A 21,748-nucleotide genomic window follows, 5' to 3' on the forward strand; every position below is an offset into this window, starting at 1 on the left:
ACAGGGCACGGCCCGCGTGGCGTGGCGCGAGCTGTCACAAAACTGCCATGGGACTGAGATAAATTCCCGGGCCCGAATACCGCGCTTTGAGTTGTCGTCCATGGTCAGAGGCCTGTTGTGCGCCGCCTTGTTGTTCACCGTTACCGCCCATGCTGAAACCTGGCCCGTACCGGACTGGTCCCAAGGCCCGGCACTGACCGGCGCGGCCGTCCAGGCCCTGGATGACTACGCCTTCGCCCCCCGCGACGACGCCACCCGCCAGGGCGTGCGCACCGACGCCCTGCTGGTGATCCGCGACGGCCAGATCATTTATGAGCGCTACGCTGCCCCCACCACCGCGAGCACGCCGCACCTGACCTGGTCGGTCAGCAAAAGCCTGATGGCCACCGTGCTGGGCGTGGCGTTCGGCGAAAACCGCTTCAAGCTCACCGACCCCGCTGCGCGGTTCTTGCCGTCGATGAAACAACACCCCAATGTGACCATGGCCGACCTGCTGCACTGGGCCTCGGGCCTGGACTGGCAGGAAGACTACGAATACGCCCCGCTCAACTCCTCGGTCGTGGCGATGCTCTACACCCGCGGGCGCAGCGACATGGCCGGGTTCACCGCCGACACCCCCACCGCCGTGCCGCCGGGCCAGGCCTTTCGCTATTCCAGCGGCGACAGCAACCTGCTGTCGGCTGCGCTCAAGGGCATGCTCGGCCACAAGGCGTATATGGATTACCCCTGGGACGCGCTCTTCACCCCGCTGGGTATCCGCAGCGCCACTTGGGAAACCGACGCCTACGAAACGTTCGTCGGCTCGTCCTACGCCTACCTCACCGCCCGCGACCTGGCGCGCGTAGGGCTGCTGATGGCGCGCGACGGGCGTTGGGGCGAGCGCCAGTTGGTGCCCAAGGCGTGGGTCGACTTCAACCTGCAACCCTTCGACCGCTACCAGGCCGGCCAGGACGAAGCCGTCCCCGGCGGGCACTGGTGGCTCAACCGTGCCGTGCAGGGCGCCGCCCGCCCGTGGCCAGACGCCCCCGCCGACACGTTTGCCGCCCTCGGTCATTGGGGCCAGGCGCTGTACGTGATGCCCGACGAACACCTGATCGTGGTGCGCTACGGCGATGACCGGGACAGCAGCTACCGCCACAACGAATTGCTCAAGCGCGTGCTCGCCGCCGTGAACCCACAGGTGCAACCATGATCCGCCGTCACCCGCTGCTCAGCCTGTTGGCCCTGTTGCTTGTCGCGCTGCTGGGGTGGGTCTGGCATGCGCGCGTCAACCTGCAAGCCTTCCCCGACATCATTGCCGCCTACACCGCCAAGGAGTACTGCTCCTGCCGCTACGTCGAGGGCAACCCTGAAGCGTATTGCCAGGGTTATGTGAAGCAATACGTGCCCACCAGCGCCTTTGCCGACGACCCGCAAAAACGCCTGGTCACCGCCAGCGGCCTGGGCCGCACCCACAGCGCGCAGTGGCTGGGGGAGCGCCAGGGCTGTCGCTTGCTGCCGTAAACGGGCGCGCATTTGGGTTTGCACCCGTCATGACCGGGCGGTTAAGGTTCGTGCAGGTTTATCGCCCCACGAGTCTCTATGTTCAACGCGTCCCTGTTCAAATCCCTGGCCTGCGGGCTGTTGGCCTACGCGGCCCTGCCTGCCCAGGCCGCCTGGTACTTGGATAACGAATCCTCGCGCCTTTCGTTTGTCACCACCAAAAACGCCGATATCGCCGAGGTGCAGCGCTTTCTGGTGCTGCACGGCAAGGTCGACAGCGCAGGCGCCGCACAGTTGGAAGTGGAGCTGGAGTCGGTCAACAGCGGCGTGCCCCTGCGCGATGAGCGCATGCGCAACGACCTGTTCCAGATCAAGACGTTTCCCGATGCGCTGATCAACGCGCAGCTCAACCTGCAGCCGATCAACGACCTCGCCGCCGGTGCCCAGGTGGAGTTGCGCCTGCCGCTGTCGGTGACGCTGCACGGCAAGACCCAGACCTACACGGCCGAGTTGCTGGCCACGCGTCTGGATGACCGGCGTTTCCAGGTGGTCACCCTGGAGCCGTTGGTGGTGCACGCCGAAGACTTCGACCTGCTGCCGGGGATCACCACCTTGCGCAAGGCCGCTGGCCTGTCGCAAATCAGCCTGTCGGTGCCGGTGGGTGCGGTGCTGATCTTCACGGCACGCTGACATGAGCGGCGCAGTGTTCCCGTGGCGCAGCGCCAATCGTTTTGAATTGCTCATCGACGGCCCGCAGTTTTTCCCGCAGATGCTGGTGGGCATCGCCCGCGCCGAGCGCCAGGTGGACCTGGAGTTGTACCTGGTGGAGGCGGGCGCCTGCGCCGAGGCGATGGTGCAGGCGCTGGTGCAAGCCGCCGAACGGGGTGTGCAGGTGCGCTGCCTGTTCGATGACTACGGCAGCCTGGCCTTCACCCTCGGCCTGCGTCGGCGCCTGACCGACGCGGGGGTGCACCTGCGCTTCTACAATCGGCTGAACTGGCGCCGCGGGATGCGCAACCTGTACCGCGACCACCGCAAATTGCTGCTCATCGACGGGCACGTCGCCGTGGTCGGTGGCACCGGCGTGACGGATGAGTTCTGGACACCCGGCAAAGACACCGGCGACTGGCACGAAGTCATGGTGCACATCACCGGCCCCCTGGTGCAGGACTGGCAAGTGCTGTTCGACCGGCAATGGCTGGCCAACGCCGCCCGCAAGGCCTGGAAACCGCCGATGCATTTTGGCCTGCCGCGCCTGCCCAAAGTGCCGGCCAGCGGCCCGGGGCTGGGCCGCGTGGCCTACGCCGATGCCCGCCAGCACCGCGACATCCTGCAATCGTTGATCCGCGCCCTGAACAACAGCCACCAGCGCATCTGGCTGGCCACGCCGTATTTTTTGCCGACCTTTGGCGTCCGCCGCGCCTTGCGCCGGGCGGCGGGGCGCGGGGTGGACGTGCGCTTGCTGCTCACCGGCCCGCGTACCGATCACCCTTCCGTGCGCTACGCTGGCCACCGCTATTACCCGCGCCTGCTCAAGTCCGGGGTGCAGATTTTCGAATACCAGCCGTGTTTTTTGCACCTGAAAATGGTGCTGGTGGACGACTGGGTGAGCATCGGGTCCTGCAACTTCGACCACTGGAATTTGCGCTTCAACCTGGAGGCGAACCTGGAAGCGCTGGACCCTGAACTGACGGTGGCCGTGGCGGGCAGTTTCGAGCGCGATTTTGCGCAGAGCCAGGCCGTGAGCCTGCAAATGTGGAAGTCGCGGCCGTTGTGGCGACGGGTCAAGCAACGCGTGTGGGGCTGGATCGACAGGCTGGTGGTCAACCTGCTCGATCGCAGGGGGTAGGAGAGGAAAGCGGCAAGCCAATCGCTTGCCGCTAGACACTTCCCCACGTTCCTACAGCAGATTGAAGCTCTGCTGTTTCACGTCCTGGGAGTCGAGCCCGATCTGGACGTTGAACTCGCCCGGCTCGGCAGCGTATTTGAGCTGGGTGTTGTAGAACTTCAAGTCGTCCTCGGCGATCGTGAAGTGCACCACGCGCTCTTCGCCGGCCTTGAGCAGGATTTTCTGGAAGTTTTTCAGCTCTTTCACTGGGCGGATCATCGAGCCGGCCACGTCCTGGATGTACAGCTGCACCACGGTTTCGCCGTCGAGCTTGCCGGTGTTTTTCACCGTGACAGTGGCTTCAAGTGTGCCGGTCTTGTTCAGGGTGGTGGACGACAACGCCATGTCCGACAGGCTGAACTGCGTGTAGCTCAAGCCATACCCGAACGGAAACAGCGGCCCGGTCACGTCGTCGAAATACTGCGAGGTGTAGTTGCCCGGCTTGCCCGGCGTGAACGGCCGACCAATGTTCAGGTGGTTGTAGTAGGTCGGAATCTGCCCCACCGAACGTGGGAAGGTGATCGGCAGCTTGCCCGACGGGTTGTAGTCGCCAAACAGCACGTCGGCGATGGCGTTGCCGCCTTCGGTGCCCGCGAACCAGGTTTCCAGGATGGCATCGGCCTGTTGGTTCTCGTCGAGGATCGACAGCGGACGGCCGTTCATCAACACCAGCACCAGCGGTTTGCCGGTGGCTTTCAAGGCCTTGATCAAATCGCGCTGGCTCTGCGGGATGTTCAGGTCGGTGCGGCTGGACGACTCGTGGGACATGCCACGGGACTCGCCCACGGCGGCCACCACCACGTCGGCGTTTTGAGCGGCCTTCACGGCTTCATCGATCATCGCCTGTGGCGTGCGCGTGTCGTCCACCACTTCGGGGGTGTCGAAGTTGAGGAAGTTGAGGTAGTCGACGACTTTTTTGTCATTGGTGATGTTGGCGCCACGGGCGTAGACCAGCTTGCCTTTGCCCGCCAGCGCGTCGGTCATGCCTTTAAGCAGCGTGACCGATTGCGCAGGGCGGCCGGCGGCGGCCCAACTGCCCATGATGTCGATGGGGGCGTCGGCCAGCGGGCCCACCAGGGCCACGGTGGCGGATTTTTTCAGCGGCAGGGCGTCGTTCTGGTTTTTCAGCAGCACCAGGCTGCGGCGCGCGATGTCACGGGCGTCGGCGCGGTGCAGGCGGTCTTCGGAGTAGGTGTCGGCCGGATCGTTTTCGGCCTTGCCGATGCGCAGGTACGGGTCGGCGAACAGGCCCATGTCGTACTTGGCGCCGAGCACTTCGCGCACCGCGTTGTCGATGTCGCTTTGCTCGATCTCGCCGGACTTGAGCAAGCCGGGCAATTCCTTGCCGTAGAGCGAGTCGTTCATGCTCATGTCGATGCCGGCCTTGATCGCAAGCTTGGCCGCTTCACGCCCGTCCTTGGCCACGCCGTGCTTGATCAGTTCGAAGATCGCGCCGTGGTCGCTCACCGCCAGGCCCTTGAAGCCCCACTCCTTGCGCAAAAGGTCGTTCATCAGCCAGGTGTTGGCGGTGGCGGGCACGCCGTTGATCGAGTTGAGCGCCACCATCACACCGCCGGAACCGGCCTTGATCGCCGCGTGGTAGGGCGGCAGGTAGTCCTGGTACATCTTGACCGGGCTCATGTCGACCACGTTGTAGTCACGCCCGCCTTCCACCGCGCCGTAGAGCGCGAAGTGCTTCACGCTGGCCATGATGCTGTCGGCATTGGCGGGGCTGGCGCCCTGGAACGCCTTGACCATCACCTGGGCAATGCGCGACACCAGGTAGGTGTCTTCGCCAAACCCTTCGGAGGTACGGCCCCAGCGCGGGTCGCGGGAGATATCGACCATTGGCGCAAAGGTGATGTCGAGGCTGTCGGCTGCGGCTTCCTGGGCAGCGATGCGCCCGGAGCGGCCGATGGCGTCCATGTCCCAGCTGGAGGCCAGGGCCAGGCTGATCGGGAAGATCGTGCGGTGGCCGTGGATCACGTCATAGGCGAAGAACATCGGGATCTTCAGGCGGCTGCGCATGGCCGCGTCCTGCATCGGACGGTTTTCCGGGCGGGTGATGGAGTTGAACGTGCCCCCGATGCGGCCGGCGGCGATTTCCTTGCGGATCAGCTCGCGGGGCATTTCGGGGCCGATGCTGATCAGGCGCAACTGGCCTATCTTTTCATCCAGCGTCATCTGCTTGAGCAGGTCGTTGACGAAGGCGTCCTTGTCTTTGAGGGCCGCGGGCTTGGTTTCGGCCCAGACGGGATGGCAGGCCAAGGTGGCCACAAGGCCGAGCAAACACAGCTTCTTCATGAATATCCTTTCGTGGCGTACTGCGCAGCGACAACGTCAACGCTGCTCGGCCAAAAATGTTGGGAACATCTATTGTTGTTCGAGTGTTATGTCAGACGCATGCACCACACATCTGAACTCTTGTTCGCGCAGGGCATCTTTTAGCTGATTGGCCGGATGCATGCCAGTGGTGGGGGGCGATTATGCCCCAGGCGCGGGATTTACAGGGTCATCTAATTTCACGGGACGTTCGCGGAGAAACATATGTCAGTCATTCAAGGGTATCGCTGGGGCTTCAAGGCTGCGGCGCTGGTGTTGATCAGCACCGTGCTGGGCGGGTGCGGCATCAACCGGTTGCCGACACTGGACGAACAGGCCAAGGCGGCCTGGGCCCAGGTGCAAAACCAGTATCAACGGCGCGCCGACCTGATCCCCAACCTGGTGGAAGTGGTGAAAGGCTACGCCACCCATGAACAGGACACCCTCACCGCCGTCGTCGAGGCGCGGGCCAAGGCCACTTCGATCCAGGTGGACGCCAGCACCCTGGACAACCCCGAGAAACTCAAGCAGTTCCAGCAAGCCCAGGACGGCCTGAGCGGTGCACTCAACCGCCTGATGGTGGTGTCCGAGCAATATCCGGACCTCAAGGCCAACCAGAATTTCCTGGCCCTGCAATCGCAACTCGAAGGCACCGAAAACCGCATCAGCGTGGCCCGGCGCGACTTTATCCAGGCCGTGCAGGCCTACAACACCGAGATCCGCACCTTCCCGGGCCGCCTGTGGCACAGCGTGATGTACAGCGACTTGCAGATCCGTCCTAACTTCGAAGCCACCACGGCCGGTGCCGATAAAGCGCCGCAAGTGAAGTTTTGATGGGCGCGCGTGCGTGGTGGTTGGCCGCCTGCCTGCTGTGCGGGCAGGCGTTGGCGGCGGACGCGAACGTGTCGGTAACGGCGCTGATCGCCGATCAGTTCGCCCACCTGGACGATCGCATCGTCGACCGTGCCGGTGTGCTCGACAGCGCCAGCGCGGCGGCGCTCCAGCACACGCTGGACGAGCACGAGCGCCAGACCGGCGAGCAGATCGTGGTCGTGACCGTCGACAGCCTGAAGGGCAACACGATCGAAGACTTCGGCTACCAACTGGGCCGGGCCTGGGGCGTGGGTGAAAAAGGCAAGAACAGCGGCGCGCTGCTGATCGTCGTGCCAGCGGCGCACCAGGTCAGGATCGAGGTGGGCTATGGCCTGGAAGACCGCCTGACCGATGCCCAGTGTTCGGTGATCATCCACCAGTCGATCACGCCCAAATTCAAACAAAACCAGATGGCCGCCGGAATCACAGCAGGGGTCAAGGCGATGATCCAGGTGCTGGGCGGGCATGCCGTGCAACACAAGGCGCAGAGTTCGACGCTGCTGTGGGTGATCTTCGGGTTGGCGGGTGTGTTTGTGCTGGTCATCGGTTTTGTGGTGATCAAGTACGGGCGCCCGACCACCCCCAGCGATGACGATGACACCCCCCGCCCGATCGACACCGACAAACGCCCGGAGGGCGGCGGCGGTGGTGGCAGTTTTGGCGGCGGCGGGGCGACGGGTAACTGGTAGCCGGGAGGGCGCAATGGCAATGATACGAACGGGCCTGGCGCTGCTGCTGTTGCTGAGCGCCATGGCCGTGCAGGCGCTGACCTTCCCGGCCCTCACCGGCCGGGTGGTGGACAGCGCCCAGATGATCGACCCGTCCGTGCGCGAGCAACTGAGCGGGCAATTGCAGGCCCTGGAGCAGCGCACGGGCGATCAGATCGTGGTGGTCACGGTGCCTGACCTGCAAGGCGTGCCCATTGAAGACTTCGGTTATCAACTGGGGCGCCAGTGGGGCATCGGCCAGAAGGGCCAGGACAACGGCGCGCTGCTGATCGTCGCCCGGGACGAGCGCAGATTGCGCATCGAGGTCGGCTATGGCCTGGAAGGCGTGCTCACCGATGCGCAGTCCTGGGTGATCATCAACCAGGTGATCGCCCCGGCGTTCAAGGCCGGCAACTACAGCAAAGGCATCAGCGACGGTGTGGCGGCCATGCTGCAAGTGGTGGGCGGCGACCCGCTGGCCGTGCCGGCGCACCTGGCAGACGGCAATCTCGTCGAGCAACACCCGGCGCTGTCCCTTGGCCTGTTTCTGCTGCTGATCGCTGTGCTGTGGCTGTGCAATCGCATGGGTTTGCCGGTGGGGTATATTCTGGCCGCGATTCTGAGCAGCAGCGGACGTGGCGGCGGTGGAGGCGGTGGCGGCGGTGGCGGCGGTGGCGGCGGCTTTCGGGGCGGCGGTGGCGGTTTTGGCGGAGGCGGCGCCTCAGGTGGCTGGTAATGACAATAACGAGAGAGCATCAACAACCATGGCCTTACTGACAGAACACGAGCAACGCCAGGTCGCTGAAGCGATCGCCCGCGTCGAACAGCAAACCGACGCGGAACTGGTGACCGTACTGGCCGCCCGCGCTGACGACTACGCCTACATCCCGCTGTTGTGGGCCAGCCTGTTGGCGCTGGTGGTGCCGGGCGTGATTCATTTCGCCTCGGGCCTGTTGAGCATGTACACCCTGTTGCTGGCGCAGTGGAGCACGTTTGTGGTGCTGTGCCTGGTGTTCCGCCTGCCCAAGGTCACCACACGGCTCATCCCCCGTTCGGTGCGGCACTGGCGTGCATCGAACCTGGCGCGGCGCCAGTTTCTGGAGCAGCACTTGCACCACACCCTGGGCAGCACCGGGGTGCTGATTTTTGTCAGCGAAGCGGAGCGGTATGTCGAAATCCTGGTGGACAAGGGCATTTCCACGCGCCTGGGTGACGACGCCTGGGATGCCATCGTCCAGGCCTTCACCGGCCAGGTGAAACAGGGCCAGACGTTGGCGGGGTTCATCACGTGCATCGAGGCCTGCGGCGAATTGCTCAAGGCGCATGTGCCGTTGACCCACACCCGCAACGAACTGCCCAACCGCCTGGTGGTGCTCCAATAGGGCGTGTGGCGGGGCATCGCAGACCGTTGGGTAAATAACTCCGTGCCCTGTTGCCCCATCCCCCCTAAAATGCCCGGCATTCCCAGCCCGAGGCGTTTTTGTTCATGTCTGTCACCGCTAAACCTGCCAGCCCTGCGCCGGACCATCACGCCCAGTTCATCGCGCTGCTGAGCGAAAGCCTTGAGCAAAACGCCTTTATCAAGCTGGTACTGGCCAAGTACGTGGGCGACGAAACCGACTTGCAGCGCCTGATCATCAAGCAACTGACGGTCAAGGAGCAGCCTTGCCTGTCGTTTGTGTACCGCTACAAGACCCGCGACATCACCAAGAACTACTCGGTGGCCAGCGGCGTGGCAGCGATTGCCGAGCTGTTGCCGGCCCACTTCAAGAACGCGCACCTGTTGTCGCTCACCGACGAAGCCCAGCTGGAATACAGCAAGAAAAACAAAAGCTCGCTGTTCAAAAGCAAGCCACAGCAACTGCGCGAAGCCCCGTCTGCGGAGCATAACCGCGAGAAAAATCGCTTCCTCGACCTGACGCGCCCGTTCCTCGCCGACCTGGGCGTGACAGATGCCCGGCACGCGTTGATCCCGGCGATGTCGCGCAAATGGAAGCAGATCAACAAGTTCATCGAAGTGTTCAGCCATGCACTGACCTCGTCCCCGCTCAAGCTCGACCAGCCGGTGCGCGTGGCCGACTTCGGCTCGGGCAAGGGCTACCTGACATTCGCCATCCACGATTACCTGCGCAACACCCTCAAGGCCGAGGGCGAAGTGACGGGGGTGGAACTGCGCGAAGACATGGTGACCCTGTGCAACGCCGCCGCCGCCCGCCTGGAGCACCCGGGGCTGGTGTTCAAATGCGGGGATGTGCGCAGCGTGGCGCCGAGCGAACTCGACGTGATGATCGCGCTGCACGCCTGCGACATTGCCACCGACTATGCGATCCACACCGGTATCCGTTCCGGGGCGTCGATCATCATGTGCTCGCCGTGCTGCCATAAACAGATTCGCCTGCAAATCCAGAGCCCGGTGTTGCTCAAGCCGATGCTGCAATACGGCCTGCACCTGGGGCAGCAGGCCGAAATGGTCACCGACAGCTTGCGCGCGCTGTTTCTGGAGGCGTGTGGCTACGAAACCAAGGTGTTTGAGTTCATTTCCCTGGAACACACCAACAAGAACAAGATGATCCTCGCGGTGAAGCGGGCCGAACCGTTGGACAACGCGCAGTTGCTGGTGAAGATCCAAGAACTGAAGGCGTTCTACCACATCACCGAGCACTGCCTGGAAACCCTGCTGCGCGCCGACCATTTGCTGGGATGAGAATGGGCCGGTCTGAGCCCCATTCTCGGCAGGGGTACGGTCCTTATCCGGTCGTGGTGGCGTTGGGGGCGGGGGCGGGTTGTACGGCTGTCTTGCGTCCCAGCATCACCGTGATGATGACCCCGCAGGCGAATACCCAGGTAATCGGCTCGATGTGCTCACCAAAAAACAGCGCCGAAAAGGCGATGGTGAAGAAGATCTGCAACAGCTGAATCTGGCTGACCCGCGCGATGCCGCCCATGGCCAGCCCGGCGTACCAGGCAAAAAAGCCGAGGAACTGGGAAAACAGCGACACATAGCCGAACGCCCACCAGGTGCGTGCCGAAATAGCCCCCTGGTGCTGCGCCGCCAAGTACCACACCGGCCCGATCAGCACCGGTGTCGACAGCACCAGCGCCCAGCAGATCACCTGCCAGCCGCCCATCTCCTTGGCCAACCGGCCACCTTCGGCGTAGCCCAGGCCGCCCACGGCAATGGCGCCCAGCATCAGCAAATCGCCCGGCTGGATACTGCCCGCGCCGGTGATCAGGGCATAACCCAGCACCAGCGCACTGCCCAAGGCCGCGCAGGCCCAGAAGGCTTTTGACGGCCGCTCATGGGACAACCACGCCGCGTACAGCGCCACGCACAACGGCTGCAAGCCGTTGACCAGCGCGCCATGGGACGCGGGCAGGGTTTGCATGGCCCATGCCGACAGCACCGGAAACCCCAGGATCACCCCGGCAATCACCAGCGTCAGCCCGCGCACCTGGCGCCAGGTGGGCCAGCGTTCGCGCCGGTACAGCAACAGCGCTGCCGCCGGAATCGCCGCGAACAGGGCGCGCCCCAGGCCGTTGAGCAGCGGGTGGATTTCCAGCACCACGATGCGGGTGAAGGGCAGGGTCAGGCTGAAGATGATGACGCCCAGCAGGCCGAGGGCCATGCCGGTGTTTTCGCGGGTACGCATGGGGGCAACCAGAATCGAAGGGGCCGGAAGTGGACGCCCATCTAGCCACAGGCCCCCGTATTCGGGGGCCTACAGCTGGGTGCAGATTTATCCGTACAGTTTGCGCCCGGTGCTGGCGTCAGAAGAATCGCGTCACGCTGATCTTGGCGTTGCGGCCTTCACTGTAGGCGTTGTCGCCGCTGAGGGCAGGCAAATAGCTGCGGTTGAACAGGTTGTCGACGGTGAAGTTGACTTCGGTGCCCTTCAGGTAAGCCTGCTGCGGCTTCCAGTTGGCGAACAGGCCCTGGGTGTTGTAGCTGGCGTTTTCGGTCTGGTCATAAAACGAGTCGCCAAAGTTGGAGCCGATGCCGCTGGGGTATTTGTCGCTCGGCAGGCGGTCGGTCTTGCGCACGAACTGCCCTTGCCAACCCACTTGCGCGTCCCAGCTCGGGATTTTGGTGCCCAGCACCGCCACCCATTTGGCCGGCGGAATGTCGCGCGCCCAGACGTGGTGGCCCCACGGGTTGGTGTAGGGGTTGTCGCGTTTGCCGGTGGTCCAGGAGTAGGTCAGCGAACCGAACAGGTAGCTGGAGTCGTAGTAGCTTTCGACCTCGAAACCCTTGATGGTCATGCCGCCAATGTTGCGGTAGTTGGCCATGGGCGGCAGGCCTTTGCAGCTGTCGGCAATACTGCCGCCGACCACGGTCTGGTTTTCGCAGCCCACCCCGGTGGCCCGGAAAATTTCATCTTCGATGCGGTTATGAAACAGCGAGGTGCGCAGTTGCAGGTTGTCGCCCTGGCTCATCACGTTGGCAAAGTTGGTGATGTTGCCCACGGTGATCGCCGTAATGCGCTCCGGGTTCAGGTCCAGGCTGGTGGCCGGACGGCTGCCCACGCCTTGCACTTCGTACTGTTCGTCGATGACCGGGGCACGCCAGGTCTTGCTCCAGTTGGCGAACATCGCCACGTCCGGGGTGAGTTTCCAGAAGGCCGCCAGGCGCGGCGACCAGCCGGTGTAAGTGCGGTCGCTGTAGTCGTGGCCAAAGGCCGGGTCGGGGTTGTCGTAATACGGCGCATCGTTGCCCTCGCCGCGGTTGCGCACGTGGTCGTAGCGCAGGGACGGGGTGAGGGTAAAGTCGCCCAGGGTCACGGCGTCCTGAAGGTAGAAACTGTTGGTGTCGACCTTGCCCGACGGCATGAACGAAGGCTGGAAGTGCCCGTAGTTGTATTTGGGCGTGTTGTAGATCGCGCCGGGCATCCACATGTCGGTGTCGCGGATGTGCTTGCGGATCTGCACGCCGGTGGTGATCGCATGTTCCAGCGGCCCGGTGGTGAGCAGGCTGATGTTGCGGACCTCGAGGATCTTGTCGTCGTAGGACGTGTCCATCTGACGCCCGCCGGTGGAGATCTGGAAGAACGCGTCGGCGTTACGCCGGTCGGTCTGGTCGGTGTTGGACTGCGAATAGCTGATCTTCAGGTCCACCAGCGGGTTGTCCAACGGTTTGTATTCGTACTTGCCCGACCAGGTGGTATCGACGGTTTCGCGGTGAGCCAGCAGGCGTTTGAGGGCGCCTTCATAGCCATATTTGTCGATGCTGAACTGGTTGGGCGGCATGGGGTAGCTGGCGGCCGAAAAGGGCGTCCAGCGCGCGCTGTTGGAACGTGAGTAGGACAGGCCCACGCTCTGTTCATCGGTGAGGTACATGTTCACCTTGAACAGTTTGCCGTCCACATCCTGGGCGCTGTTGGGCAGGCGCTTGGGGTTGATCGGGTAGTCGTTGCCCGGGTCGGGAATGTGCCCGGCCAGCTTCATGTCGCCGCCGTCGCGCTGGGTCAGGTAGGCCAGGGCGTCGAAACGGCCATCGTCGGTGCGGCCATAGACGGCGCCGCTGTAGACCTGCTCGTGGTCATTGCTGGAGTAGCCGTATTTGAGCATGGCGCCGGTGTTGCGGCCGTCCTTGAGCAGGTCCGGGGCGTCCTTGGTGGTCATGTTGACCGTGCCGCCAAAGCCGCCATTGCCGTTGAAGGCCGAGTGCGGGCCTTTCTCCACTTCGATGCTTTTGATCAACTCGGGCTCGATGAAAATCGTGCCTTGCTGGTAGCGCTCGAAACCGGTCTTGGTGGCGCCGTCGACGGTCAAGGGCACGTCTTCGGCGTCGCCCAGGCCGCGAATGTTGATGGTCTGCCCGCCGGGCTTGGGCGAGCCGCCCATGGTGATCCCGGGCAGCGTCTGCAACAGGCTGGGGATGTTATTGGGTTGATAACGGTCGATGTCGGCCTGGCTCAGGGTGGAGCGGCCCACGGTGCTGGAGTCGACATCGTTACCGCTGCCGATCACGCTCAAGGCGTCCAGCTGGATGGCGCCGCTGTGGGTGGTCTTGGCCTCTTCGGGGCGCACCACGTAGGTGCTGCCGACTTTGATCAGGGTGAAGTTGCCGTTTTTCAACAGCGTGCGGATCGCCACTTCGGGGGTGAAGTCGCCATTGATGGCTGGCGCCTGCACATTTTTCAGCAAGGTTTCATCGAACAGCAGCTGGATTTTTGCCTGCTGCGCCACCTGGCTCAGCGACGCGGCCAGGTCCTGGGACGGCAGCTTCAGGGTAAGTGAGTCGGCATGGGCGACGAGGCTGAACGTGAGGCACGTGGCAATCAGTGCCGGTCGAAGAAACACAGGCGAAACGTGGCAAGGCGCGCGAAACATGAAATCCCCCGGGGTGGCCAACAGGCCGCAAAGGTGTGCGTATCAAACGCAGACCGTAGGAAGACGGGGCAGGTAAAAAAATCCACACATGCGAATGCAAAATATTCTCAGGTGTGGATCTTGCGGGGGTTTACCTGCGTGCTTCGATGCGGATATTGCCGTCGGCCTGGGCCACGGTTTTCACCGGCAACAGTGCTGGCAGTGCATTGAGCAGGGCGTCGGGGTCATTCACGTCGAGGTTGCCGGACACCTTCAACTGCGCCACCGCGTTGTCTACCAACAGCGGGGCCTGGGGCCGGTACAGGCTCAGTTCGTCGATCAGGCTGGCGAGGTCGCGGTTACGAAACGACAGGTGCCCGCTGCGCCAGTCCGCCACTTCATGGGTGGCCAGGGTCTGTTGTTGCAGCGTCCCGCGGGCGTAGTTCCAACGGGCCTGTTGCCGGGCGCCGAGCAGGGTGGCCGGGGCGGTGGGCGCAGGGTCGAACGCCACTTGGCCGTGGGCCACGCTGACCACCAGTTGCTGCTTGCTGCGCCGCACGTCAAAGCCGGTGCCCACCACGCGCACGCTGGCTTCACCGGCCTGCACGAACAGCGGCCGCTCTTTGTCGGCGGCCACTTCGATGTAGAGCTGGCCCTGCTCCAGGTGAACGAGGCGTTGATGGGCGTTGAAGTCGATCCGCAGGCGGGTATTGGCGTTCACGTACAAGGTGCTGCCGTCTGGCAAATGCAGGGTGCGCATGCCCTTGGCGTGGGCGGCCACCTGGCTGTGATACAACGCGCGCGGTACGTCGATGGTGCGGGTGAGCAAGGCGCACACCAGTGCCGCTGCCACGGCCAGCGCCGGGCGCCAGCGCGACGGTGTGCGTTGGGGCAGTGGCACGGGCTTGTTCAGTTGCTGCAACTGGCCAAGGTCGGCCCACAATTGTTCGAATTGTGCATAGGCACGGGCGTGCGCAGGCACCGACTGCCAGGCGGCAAAGGCCTTGCGGTCAAAGCGTTCGGCGTGATTGCGATTGCGCGCAAACCAGCGGGCGGCCTGGGCGTCGATGGAGTCGGTGTCGATCTCGCTCAGGGGGTTCATTGTGCGCGCTCCTTGCCTTGTTCTTGTTGAAGTCGCTGCTTGCAATGCAACAAGGCAAAGGCGATGTGCTTTTCCACCATGCTGACCGAAACTCCCATGCGTTCGGCGATCTGGGCCTGGCTCAGGCCTTCGAAGCGGTGCAGCATAAGGGCTTCTCGTCGCCTGGGCGAGAGCTCGGCGAGCACTTCTTTCAACTGCTCCAGGCGTTGCAGCCGCTGGGCGGCGGCCATGGGATCGTCCTGTGCGTCGGTGGCGGGTTCGTCGTCGGTGTCGGGCTGATCCTGATGCGCCGCGTGGCGCACCTTTTGTTTGCGCCAGTGATCACGCAGCAGATTGCGCGCCATCTGGAACAGAAAGGCCCGTGGTTGCTCGACCTTGGCGCGGTCGCGGTAGTCCAGCCATTGGGTGAAGACGTCCTGTGTCATGTCCGCCGCGTCACTGGCGTTGTCCGTTCGTTTGCGCAGGAAATGCAGAATGTCTGCATAAAACCCGCGACAGGCGTCAACGGACGACGGGTCTGGCTTGGGACGAGACATGGATACCCTTCTTTCGAAGCACGCTGTAAAAAAGTGCGCGAATGATATCGAGAATTATTGCTATTTGTCTCTATGGATGTGCAAGCGGCCGTTCATCGCACTGGGGGAGCGAGCCGACTCGCCCCCGCAGGCAAAACCGCGCTTACGCCTTGAGCAATTGACGCAGTTGCTCCAGCGGCGCTTCTTCCAGGGGAAACACCGGCAACCGGGGGGCGCCCACGTCCAGCCCGGTCAGGCGCAGCCCGGCCTTGATCGTGGCTGGCAAGCCGCCCTTGAGGATGAAGTCCAACACCGGCAACTGGCGATAAAACAGCGCTTTCGCCTTGGCCAGATCATTGGCCAGCACGGCTTCATACAGCTCAAGGTTCAGCTCGGGAATCAGGTTGGGCGCCGCCGTGCACCAGCCCTTGGCGCCCGCCGCAAAGGCTTCCAGCGCCAACGGGTTGCAGCCGTTGTAGAACGGCACCTGCCCGTCGCTGCGCTGGTGCAACTGGTGCATGCGCTGAATATCGCCGGTGCTTTCCTTGACCATGGTCACGTTGTCCACGCTGGCAACGATGCGCAGGATCAAGTCCACCGACATGTCCGTGCCGCTGGTGGCCGGGTTGTTGTACAGCATGATCGGCACGCCCACGCTCTCACCGATGGCGGCGTAATGCGCGAGGATCTGCGCTTCGCTGAGTTTCCAGTAGGCCGTGGGCAAGACCATCAGCACATCGGCGCCGTGTGCTTCGGCAAACCGCGCCCGGCGCACGGCCTTGGCGGTGGTCAGGTCAGACACGCTGACCACCGTGGGCACGCGCCCTGCGACTTTTTCGAGGCTGTAGGCGGCCACTTCATCCCATTCGGCATCGCTCAGGTACGCGCCTTCGCCTGCGCTGCCCAGGGGCGCCAGGGCGTGCACGCCGCCGTCGATCAGGCGGTCGATGGCGCGCCCCAGGGCGTCTGTGTCAATGCGTTGCCCGTCGGCGCTGAACGGGGTGACGGTGTAGCCGATGATGCCGTGAAGCAAAGTGCTGGACATGGGGGAGTCTCCGCGTGAAAAAGAGGGGGGTCAGTTCAGGCTGTCGGCGTGTTGACGCAGATTTTGCCGGGCGTAGTAGTTGAACGCGGCGCCGTGGCGCTTGGGTTTGGAGATCCAGTCATGGGCCTCGCGCCCAAGCTCGGGCAGGATCGGCTGGACGGTGCCGGCGGCCATCGCCAGCAACTGCAACTTGGCGGCGCGTTCGATCAGCAGCGCGATCACGCAGGCTTCTTCAATGCTGGCGCCGGTGGACAGCTGACCGTGGTGCGACAGCAGGATGGCGCGCTTGTCGCCCAGGGCCGTGGTGATGATCTCGCCTTCTTCGTTGCCCACCGGCACGCCCGGCCAGGTCTGCAAAAAGGCGCAGTCTTCGTACAACGGGCAGAGGTCCATGTGGGACACCTGCAACGGCACTTCCAGCATCGACAGCGCCGCGATGTGCGTGGGGTGGGTGTGGATGATGCAGTTCACATCTGGCCGACCACGGTACACCCAGCTGTGAAAGCGGTTGGCCGGGTTGGGCATGCCATGGCCTTCCAGCACCTCCAGGTCTTCGTTGACCAGCAACAGGTTGCCTGCGGTGATTTCGTCAAACCCCAGGCCCAGCTGTTGGGTGTAGTACGTGCCGGGCGTGGGCCCACGGGCGGTGATCTGCCCGGCCAGGCCCGAGTCGTGGCCGTTCTCGAACAGGATGCGGCAGGTCAGCGCCAGCTTTTGCCGGTCGGTCCACGTATTATCCGCCAGGGTGTTTTGCATCTGGGTCAGCGCTTGCTTGACCAGTTGGTCTTTGGGGAGTGCTAATGTCTTGGCCATGTTTGTGTCCTGGGATTTCTCAAATGACACTAAAGATCCTATATGACACTTTGTGTCATTGGCAAGCGCTCCCCATCACGTCTTCATGGATTAACCGCTACGCATGTCTATCCGTTTGAAATTATTGAGAAAAAAACTTGGCGTGACGCTGGAGGCCCTGGCCGAAAAATCCGGCATGACCAAAAGTTACCTGTCCAAAGTCGAGCGCGGCCTGAACACGCCCTCGATCGCGGCAGCGCTGAAGCTGGCCAAGGCGCTGAACGTGAAGGTGGAAGAGCTGTTCAGCGAAGACACCGCCAGCGTCGACAGCTACAGCCTGGTGCGCAGCCATGAGCGGCCTGACACCGCGCCCGGCTATGCGGTGCTGGCCCATCAGGTGAGTGAGCGCAGCCTGTTGCCGTTCATCATCTACCCGCCTGCCGAGTTCACCGACAAGACCTTCAAGGAGCACCTGGGGGAAGAGTTTTTGTTTGTGCACGAAGGCCAGGTGGAAGTGGACTTTATGAGCGAGCGTGTGGTGCTCGATCGCGGCGATGCGCTGCATTTCAATGCCCAGAAACCCCACCGGATCCGGTCGGTGGGGGCGGTGCAGGCGCAGTTGCTGGTGGTGGTGCACAGCGCCGAAGAGTGAGCCTCAACCGGGCAGCGAAGGCCGCCCCCGGGTGATCAGCGCTCGACCGGCACGGCCAGCGCCGGGTTGCCCAACGGGTGCGTGCGCGAGGCAAAAAAGCGCAGCGTCATGCCCTCGAACAACCCCGCATACCGGCGCTTCTGCTGCTGGATAAACCCTTCGCTGCGGCCCGACACGCCAATTGCCAGTGTCGTCACCTGGGCCTCGCGAATCCCGTCCACCAGGTGGCTATCCTGGGTGCCCAGGTCATGCCCGAAGACGCACAACGCGCCTTGATGCCCCAGCAATTGCTCGTAGCAGAACGACAGGTAATCGGAACTGCGGATGGTCTTGAGTTTCTCCTCGACCTTGCCCTCGTTCACAAACAGCGGCACATCGTCCAGGGTCTTGATCGTGTTGTTGATTGCAAAACTGCTGAGCAAGGTGCTGTCGGTCGAGGCCAGCTTGCGTGCGGTGCCGTCCAGGTTGCGCACCAGGTGCAGGCCGCCGTGCAGGTACAGGATGCGCGTTGCTGCGCTACGGGTGTGGCGCAGGTCAAAGCAGCCATCGGCGCCGCCGAACAGGTCGTCGATGCCGGGTGCATGCAGGGTGGCCCAGTAGTTGAGCAGGTCGTAGTTGCTGGTGAACACCGTGGGGTAACTCGCCAGTTCCTGATGCAACGCGGTCAACGTGGCGGGCTGCACCAGGCGCCATGGGATATGCACACCGTGGATGGTGTTGATCAAGGCTTCCTTGATGGCGTAATAGCGGTTGCGCGGCGCGGCGGAACTGACCGCCAGGGCCTTGTTGACCCGACTGGTGGTTTTCAAGGCGCCCAGCACCTGCTCGAAACTGCGGGTTTGCAGGGCGTCGAACACGCTCAGTTCTGACGGACTCAGCGGTTTTTCTTCCACCGTGCGTGCGTTTTCAAACAGCGAGTCGTAGGCAAAGTCTTCCCACACCGCGCGACTGGCGCCGTTGCCAATCAGAATCCCGCTAAAGACCGTGCTGGCGCGCAGGCTGCTCCAGTCTTCAAGGTGGGCGTCACTATCGTGGGTATTTGTCATTACGGCGGGTCACTTGAAATCGGCTGGGTGGCGACTTTATCACGAGCCGGTGTTGATCCTGGTCAAGATGGCGCGGCGCAGAGGGGGGATGCTGTGCGCATAAACGCCTGATGAGGATTGGCCATGAGCAGCACCTTTTTCATTCCCGCCGTGAACATCATGGGCAGCGATTGCCTGGACGAAGCCATGGTTGCCATCCGCAACTACGGGTTTCGCAAGGCGCTGATCGTCACCGACGAAGGCCTGCACCAGGCGGGAATGGCCGGCATGATCGCCGAGAAACTGGCGATGCAGGCGGTCGACTCGGTGATCTACGACGGCGCCCGGCCCAACCCCACCGTAGGCAACGTGGAAAAAGGCCTGGCGCTGTTGCAGCACAGCGGCTGCGATTTTGTGGTGTCGCTGGGCGGCGGCTCGCCCCATGACTGCGCCAAGGGCATCGCGCTGTGCGCCACCAACGGCGGGCACATTGGCGATTACGAAGGGGTCGATCAGTCTGCCAAGCCCCAGCTGCCGCTGGTGGCGATCAACACCACGGCGGGCACGGCCAGCGAAATGACGCGTTTTTGCATCATCACCGACGAAACCCGCCACGTGAAAATGGCCATCGTCGACCGCAACGTGACGCCGCTGCTGTCGGTCAACGACCCGGCGCTGATGCTGGGCATGCCCAAGGGCCTCACCGCCGCCACCGGCATGGACGCACTGACCCACGCCATCGAGGCCTACGTGTCCACCGCCGCCACGCCGATCACCGATGCGTGCGCGATCAAGGCCATCGAACTCATCAGCGCCAACCTGCGCCAGGCCGTGCGCGACGGCAGTGACCGGGCCGCGCGGGAAAACATGGCGTACGCGCAGTTTCTGGCGGGCATGGCCTTCAACAACGCGTCTCTGGGATTCGTGCACGCCATGGCCCACCAGTTGGGCGGCTTGTATGACCTGCCCCACGGCGTGTGCAACGCGGTGTTGTTGCCCCATGTGCAGAGCTTCAACGCCAGCGTCAGTGCCCGACGCCTCTGCGACGTGGGCCGCGCCTTGGGGGTAGAGCCCCCACATGCCTGCGCAGAAGAGGGCGCCCAGGCCGCCATCGCCGCCATTCGCAGCTTGTCCCAGGACGTTGAAATCCCTGCGGGCCTGCGGGCACTGGGCGTCAAAGTGCAGGACATTCCCCTGCTGGCGAGCAATGCGCTCAAAGACGCGTGTGGCCTGACCAACCCACGGCGGGCGGATCAGCGTCAGATCGAGGAGATTTTTCGCAGCGCGTTTTGACCGGCGCGTTCGCGACGGGTTTGGGCTACAGGCTTCAGGCGACAAGCTGCTAAGGTATCAAGCTTAAACAACGTTTAACTTGAGGCTTGAAGCTCAACGCTTGCAGCTCAACAGCCGAGGTCCCGCCCCTATGAGAGTTCTGTTATTCGGCGCCACCGGCATGGTCGGCCAAGGCGTTTTGCGCGAGTGCCTGCGTGCCGCTGATGTGCAGGAAGTGGTGGCCGTCGGCCGTACGCCGCTGCCGCAGGAGCACGGCAAGCTGCACCAGGTGTTGCATGCCGACATGTTTGATTTTCAGCCCCTGGAGCACCTGCTCCAGGGGTTTGACGCCTGCCTGTTTTGCCTGGGCGTTTCGTCGGCGGGCATGAACGAGGCCACGTATACGCACCTCACTTACGACCTCACGCTGGTGGCCGCCAGCACCCTGGCGCGGCTCAATCCACAGATGACGTTTGTGTATGTGTCTGGCGCGGGCACGGACAGCTCCGAGCAGGGCAAGATCATGTGGGGGCGGGTCAAGGGCAAGACCGAAAATGCGCTGCTGCGCCTGCCGTTCAAGGCGGTGTACCTGTTCCGCCCCAGCGTCATTCAGCCGTTGCACGGTGCGCGGTCGAAAACCCCGTTGTATCAGGCGTTCTATAACGTGCTCGGGCCGCTGTTGTCGCTGCTGCGTCGGGTGCGGCCGACCTGGGTGGTGAGCACCGAAACCCTGGGCCTGGCGATGTTGACGGCTGCCCGTCACGGCGCACCCCAGCCTGTGGTGGAACAGGCCGACATCAATCGCCTGGCCACCGAGCGCGCCTAGATGCTGCAAAAAAGCCTGGTGCGCCGCCTCGATCTGATCAGCTTGCAACTGTTCGTCGCGGTGTTTGAAGAGGGCACCCTGACCCGCGCTGCCGCGCGTGAAGCCATTGCCGTGTCGGCGGCCAGCAAGCGCCTGATGGAGCTGGAGCAGATGCTCGGCGTAAGCCTGTTCGTGCGCCAGGCCAAGGGCATGAGCCTGACGGCTGCCGGTGAAACCCTGCTGCACCATGCGCGGCAGATGCTGTTCAACGTCGAGAAAATGGGCCTGGAGCTGGGCGAGCACAGCCACGGCGTGCGCGGTTACGTGCGCATGCTGGCCAACCTCTCGGCGATCATTCAGTTTTTACCCGAAGACCTGCGGGACTTTTCCCAATTGCACCCCCACGTCAAGGCCGACCTTGAAGAACGGCCCAGCACCGGCGTGGTCCAGGGTGTGCTCGATGGCGTGGCCGACCTGGGCATCTGCTCCTGCGACACCAACACCAAAGGCCTGCCCAGCGTAACGTACCGGCACGACAAACTGGTGGTGCTGATGCCCGCGGACCACCCGCTGGCGGCCCGTGAGCAGCTGGCGTTTGCCGACACGTTGGGCAGTGACCACGTAGGCCTGCACTCCGCCAGCTCGATCAACATGCGCACCCACGCCGCCGCGCGCGAGGCCGGTAAAATGTTGCGCCTGCGCATCCATGTGCCGGGGTTCGACGCCATGTGCCGCATGGTCCAGGCCAACATGGGCGTGGGCATCCTGCCGCAAAACGCCTACGAACTGTTTGGCCGGGCCCTGGGCCTGCACGCCGTGCCGCTGACCGATGACTGGTCCGAGCGGCGCCTGATCCTGGTGGTGCGCAACGAAGACCTGTTGTCGCCGGTCAGCCAGTTATTGTTTGAACATTTGCGTAGCGCCCACGCCCGGGCCTGACAGAAAAGCCCTTCAGCCCA

General features: G+C 63.5%; 21 protein-coding genes. 13 read left to right on the forward strand and 8 right to left on the reverse strand.

From position 1 onward, the window contains the following. Positions 1–100: 100 nt before the first annotated feature. The 4 genes from ACW9H9_RS18050 (at position 101) to ACW9H9_RS18065 (ending at position 3,331) form a co-directional block, all read left to right on the forward strand. Positions 101–1,192 (forward strand): serine hydrolase domain-containing protein, encoded by a 1,092-nt coding sequence (locus ACW9H9_RS18050; RefSeq protein ID WP_457344552.1) that lies wholly within the window; start codon positions 101–103, stop codon positions 1,190–1,192. Then, positions 1,189–1,503 (forward strand): amidase, encoded by a 315-nt coding sequence (locus ACW9H9_RS18055; RefSeq protein WP_457344551.1) that lies wholly within the window; start codon positions 1,189–1,191, stop codon positions 1,501–1,503. The genes ACW9H9_RS18050 and ACW9H9_RS18055 overlap by 4 nt, the downstream gene beginning before the upstream one ends. A 78-nt stretch (positions 1,504–1,581) precedes the next feature. After that, the gene (locus ACW9H9_RS18060; RefSeq protein WP_457344550.1) at positions 1,582–2,172 is read left to right on the forward strand and encodes a YceI family protein; all 591 of its coding nucleotides are present in this window, start codon (positions 1,582–1,584) and stop codon (positions 2,170–2,172) included. A 1-nt stretch (position 2,173) separates the two neighbouring features. Next, positions 2,174–3,331, forward strand: a complete 1,158-nt coding sequence (locus tag ACW9H9_RS18065; RefSeq protein ID WP_457344549.1) for a phospholipase D-like domain-containing protein — start codon at positions 2,174–2,176, stop codon at positions 3,329–3,331. Positions 3,332–3,382: 51 nt separating this feature from the next. Here ACW9H9_RS18065 and bglX read toward each other — a convergent pair whose 3' ends face one another. After that, complete coding sequence (gene bglX, locus ACW9H9_RS18070; protein WP_457344548.1) at positions 3,383–5,674, reverse strand: beta-glucosidase BglX; 2,292 nt, start codon at positions 5,672–5,674, stop codon at positions 3,383–3,385. A gap of 243 nt (positions 5,675–5,917) precedes the next feature. Here bglX and ACW9H9_RS18075 point away from each other — a divergent pair, with 243 nt between their 5' ends. The 5 genes from ACW9H9_RS18075 (at position 5,918) to ACW9H9_RS18095 (ending at position 9,976) form a co-directional block, all read left to right on the forward strand. Beyond that, entirely contained in the window at positions 5,918–6,526 is a 609-nt protein-coding gene (locus tag ACW9H9_RS18075) for a LemA family protein (protein ID WP_457344547.1), read from the forward strand. Then, positions 6,526–7,254: a TPM domain-containing protein gene (locus tag ACW9H9_RS18080; protein ID WP_457344546.1), complete on the forward strand. Its 729-nt coding sequence runs from the start codon at positions 6,526–6,528 to the stop codon at positions 7,252–7,254. The genes ACW9H9_RS18075 and ACW9H9_RS18080 overlap by 1 nt, the downstream gene beginning before the upstream one ends. Positions 7,255–7,267: 13 nt before the next feature. Further along, positions 7,268–8,008, forward strand: a complete 741-nt coding sequence (locus ACW9H9_RS18085) for a TPM domain-containing protein (protein ID WP_457344545.1) — start codon at positions 7,268–7,270, stop codon at positions 8,006–8,008. Between the two features lie 28 nt (positions 8,009–8,036). Continuing rightward, positions 8,037–8,654, forward strand: coding sequence for a TPM domain-containing protein (locus ACW9H9_RS18090; protein WP_457344544.1), 618 nt, complete (start codon positions 8,037–8,039; stop codon positions 8,652–8,654). Between the two features lie 104 nt (positions 8,655–8,758). Beyond that, a complete protein-coding gene (locus ACW9H9_RS18095) occupies positions 8,759–9,976 on the forward strand; it encodes a class I SAM-dependent methyltransferase (protein WP_457344543.1) in 1,218 nt (405 codons plus the stop codon). A gap of 43 nt (positions 9,977–10,019) precedes the next feature. On the opposite strand, the gene ACW9H9_RS18100 is transcribed toward ACW9H9_RS18095, so the two are convergent. The 6 genes from ACW9H9_RS18100 to ACW9H9_RS18125 all read right to left on the reverse strand — a co-directional run bounded on the left by ACW9H9_RS18100 (position 10,020) and on the right by ACW9H9_RS18125 (position 17,056). Continuing rightward, positions 10,020–10,922, reverse strand: a complete 903-nt coding sequence (locus ACW9H9_RS18100; RefSeq protein WP_457344542.1) for a DMT family transporter — start codon at positions 10,920–10,922, stop codon at positions 10,020–10,022. Between the two features lie 118 nt (positions 10,923–11,040). After that, positions 11,041–13,602: a TonB-dependent hemoglobin/transferrin/lactoferrin family receptor gene (locus ACW9H9_RS18105; RefSeq protein WP_457344541.1), complete on the reverse strand. Its 2,562-nt coding sequence runs from the start codon at positions 13,600–13,602 to the stop codon at positions 11,041–11,043. A 130-nt stretch (positions 13,603–13,732) separates the two neighbouring features. Beyond that, positions 13,733–14,683 (reverse strand): FecR family protein, encoded by a 951-nt coding sequence (locus tag ACW9H9_RS18110; RefSeq protein WP_457344540.1) that lies wholly within the window; start codon positions 14,681–14,683, stop codon positions 13,733–13,735. Continuing rightward, entirely contained in the window at positions 14,680–15,219 is a 540-nt protein-coding gene (locus tag ACW9H9_RS18115; RefSeq protein ID WP_457344539.1) for an RNA polymerase sigma factor, read from the reverse strand. Before ACW9H9_RS18115 ends, ACW9H9_RS18110 begins: the two co-directional genes overlap by 4 nt. 142 nt (positions 15,220–15,361) lie before the next feature. Continuing rightward, positions 15,362–16,243 (reverse strand): dihydrodipicolinate synthase family protein, encoded by an 882-nt coding sequence (locus ACW9H9_RS18120; RefSeq protein ID WP_457344538.1) that lies wholly within the window; start codon positions 16,241–16,243, stop codon positions 15,362–15,364. A gap of 30 nt (positions 16,244–16,273) precedes the next feature. Next, a complete protein-coding gene (locus ACW9H9_RS18125; protein WP_457344537.1) occupies positions 16,274–17,056 on the reverse strand; it encodes an aldolase in 783 nt (260 codons plus the stop codon). Between the two features lie 103 nt (positions 17,057–17,159). Between ACW9H9_RS18125 and ACW9H9_RS18130 the strand changes: the two genes are divergently transcribed. Next, complete coding sequence (locus tag ACW9H9_RS18130) at positions 17,160–17,687, forward strand: helix-turn-helix domain-containing protein (RefSeq protein ID WP_457344536.1); 528 nt, start codon at positions 17,160–17,162, stop codon at positions 17,685–17,687. Between the two features lie 35 nt (positions 17,688–17,722). Here the strand turns inward: ACW9H9_RS18130 and ACW9H9_RS18135 are convergent, their stop codons facing one another. Continuing rightward, positions 17,723–18,733 carry a DUF4917 family protein gene (locus ACW9H9_RS18135; protein WP_457344535.1) on the reverse strand — a complete coding sequence of 337 codons (1,011 nt, stop codon included), beginning with the start codon at positions 18,731–18,733 and terminating at the stop codon, positions 17,723–17,725. 123 nt (positions 18,734–18,856) lie between these two features. Between ACW9H9_RS18135 and yiaY the strand changes: the two genes are divergently transcribed. The 3 genes from yiaY to ACW9H9_RS18150 all read left to right on the forward strand — a co-directional run bounded on the left by yiaY (position 18,857) and on the right by ACW9H9_RS18150 (position 21,728). After that, positions 18,857–20,005, forward strand: a complete 1,149-nt coding sequence (gene yiaY / locus ACW9H9_RS18140) for an L-threonine dehydrogenase (RefSeq protein WP_457344534.1) — start codon at positions 18,857–18,859, stop codon at positions 20,003–20,005. Positions 20,006–20,135: 130 nt separating this feature from the next. Then, on the forward strand, positions 20,136–20,810 hold the full coding sequence (locus ACW9H9_RS18145; protein ID WP_457344533.1) for an NAD(P)H-binding protein: 675 nt from the start codon (positions 20,136–20,138) through the stop codon (positions 20,808–20,810). After that, complete coding sequence (locus ACW9H9_RS18150) at positions 20,811–21,728, forward strand: LysR family transcriptional regulator (RefSeq protein WP_457344532.1); 918 nt, start codon at positions 20,811–20,813, stop codon at positions 21,726–21,728. Positions 21,729–21,748 lie beyond the last annotated feature (20 nt).

The sequence above is a fragment of the Pseudomonas sp. SDO5215_S409 genome, assembly GCF_054071325.1.

Bases quoted from the DNA above. Each gene is read 5' to 3' on its own strand.
- ACW9H9_RS18050 (WP_457344552.1), top strand. From the start codon at position 101: ATGGTCAGAGGCCTGTTGTGCGCCGCCTTGTTGTTCACCGTTACCGCC.
- ACW9H9_RS18055 (WP_457344551.1), top strand. From the start codon at position 1,189: ATGATCCGCCGTCACCCGCTGCTCAGCCTGTTGGCCCTGTTGCTTGTC.
- ACW9H9_RS18060 (WP_457344550.1), top strand. From the start codon at position 1,582: ATGTTCAACGCGTCCCTGTTCAAATCCCTGGCCTGCGGGCTGTTGGCC.
- ACW9H9_RS18065 (WP_457344549.1), top strand. From the start codon at position 2,174: ATGAGCGGCGCAGTGTTCCCGTGGCGCAGCGCCAATCGTTTTGAATTG.
- bglX (WP_457344548.1), bottom strand. From the start codon at position 5,674: ATGAAGAAGCTGTGTTTGCTCGGCCTTGTGGCCACCTTGGCCTGCCAT.
- ACW9H9_RS18075 (WP_457344547.1), top strand. From the start codon at position 5,918: ATGTCAGTCATTCAAGGGTATCGCTGGGGCTTCAAGGCTGCGGCGCTG.
- ACW9H9_RS18080 (WP_457344546.1), top strand. From the start codon at position 6,526: ATGGGCGCGCGTGCGTGGTGGTTGGCCGCCTGCCTGCTGTGCGGGCAG.
- ACW9H9_RS18085 (WP_457344545.1), top strand. From the start codon at position 7,268: ATGGCAATGATACGAACGGGCCTGGCGCTGCTGCTGTTGCTGAGCGCC.
- ACW9H9_RS18090 (WP_457344544.1), top strand. From the start codon at position 8,037: ATGGCCTTACTGACAGAACACGAGCAACGCCAGGTCGCTGAAGCGATC.
- ACW9H9_RS18095 (WP_457344543.1), top strand. From the start codon at position 8,759: ATGTCTGTCACCGCTAAACCTGCCAGCCCTGCGCCGGACCATCACGCC.
- ACW9H9_RS18100 (WP_457344542.1), bottom strand. From the start codon at position 10,922: ATGCGTACCCGCGAAAACACCGGCATGGCCCTCGGCCTGCTGGGCGTC.
- ACW9H9_RS18105 (WP_457344541.1), bottom strand. From the start codon at position 13,602: ATGTTTCGCGCGCCTTGCCACGTTTCGCCTGTGTTTCTTCGACCGGCA.
- ACW9H9_RS18110 (WP_457344540.1), bottom strand. From the start codon at position 14,683: ATGAACCCCCTGAGCGAGATCGACACCGACTCCATCGACGCCCAGGCC.
- ACW9H9_RS18115 (WP_457344539.1), bottom strand. From the start codon at position 15,219: ATGTCTCGTCCCAAGCCAGACCCGTCGTCCGTTGACGCCTGTCGCGGG.
- ACW9H9_RS18120 (WP_457344538.1), bottom strand. From the start codon at position 16,243: ATGTCCAGCACTTTGCTTCACGGCATCATCGGCTACACCGTCACCCCG.
- ACW9H9_RS18125 (WP_457344537.1), bottom strand. From the start codon at position 17,056: ATGGCCAAGACATTAGCACTCCCCAAAGACCAACTGGTCAAGCAAGCG.
- ACW9H9_RS18130 (WP_457344536.1), top strand. From the start codon at position 17,160: ATGTCTATCCGTTTGAAATTATTGAGAAAAAAACTTGGCGTGACGCTG.
- ACW9H9_RS18135 (WP_457344535.1), bottom strand. From the start codon at position 18,733: ATGACAAATACCCACGATAGTGACGCCCACCTTGAAGACTGGAGCAGC.
- yiaY (WP_457344534.1), top strand. From the start codon at position 18,857: ATGAGCAGCACCTTTTTCATTCCCGCCGTGAACATCATGGGCAGCGAT.
- ACW9H9_RS18145 (WP_457344533.1), top strand. From the start codon at position 20,136: ATGAGAGTTCTGTTATTCGGCGCCACCGGCATGGTCGGCCAAGGCGTT.
- ACW9H9_RS18150 (WP_457344532.1), top strand. From the start codon at position 20,811: ATGCTGCAAAAAAGCCTGGTGCGCCGCCTCGATCTGATCAGCTTGCAA.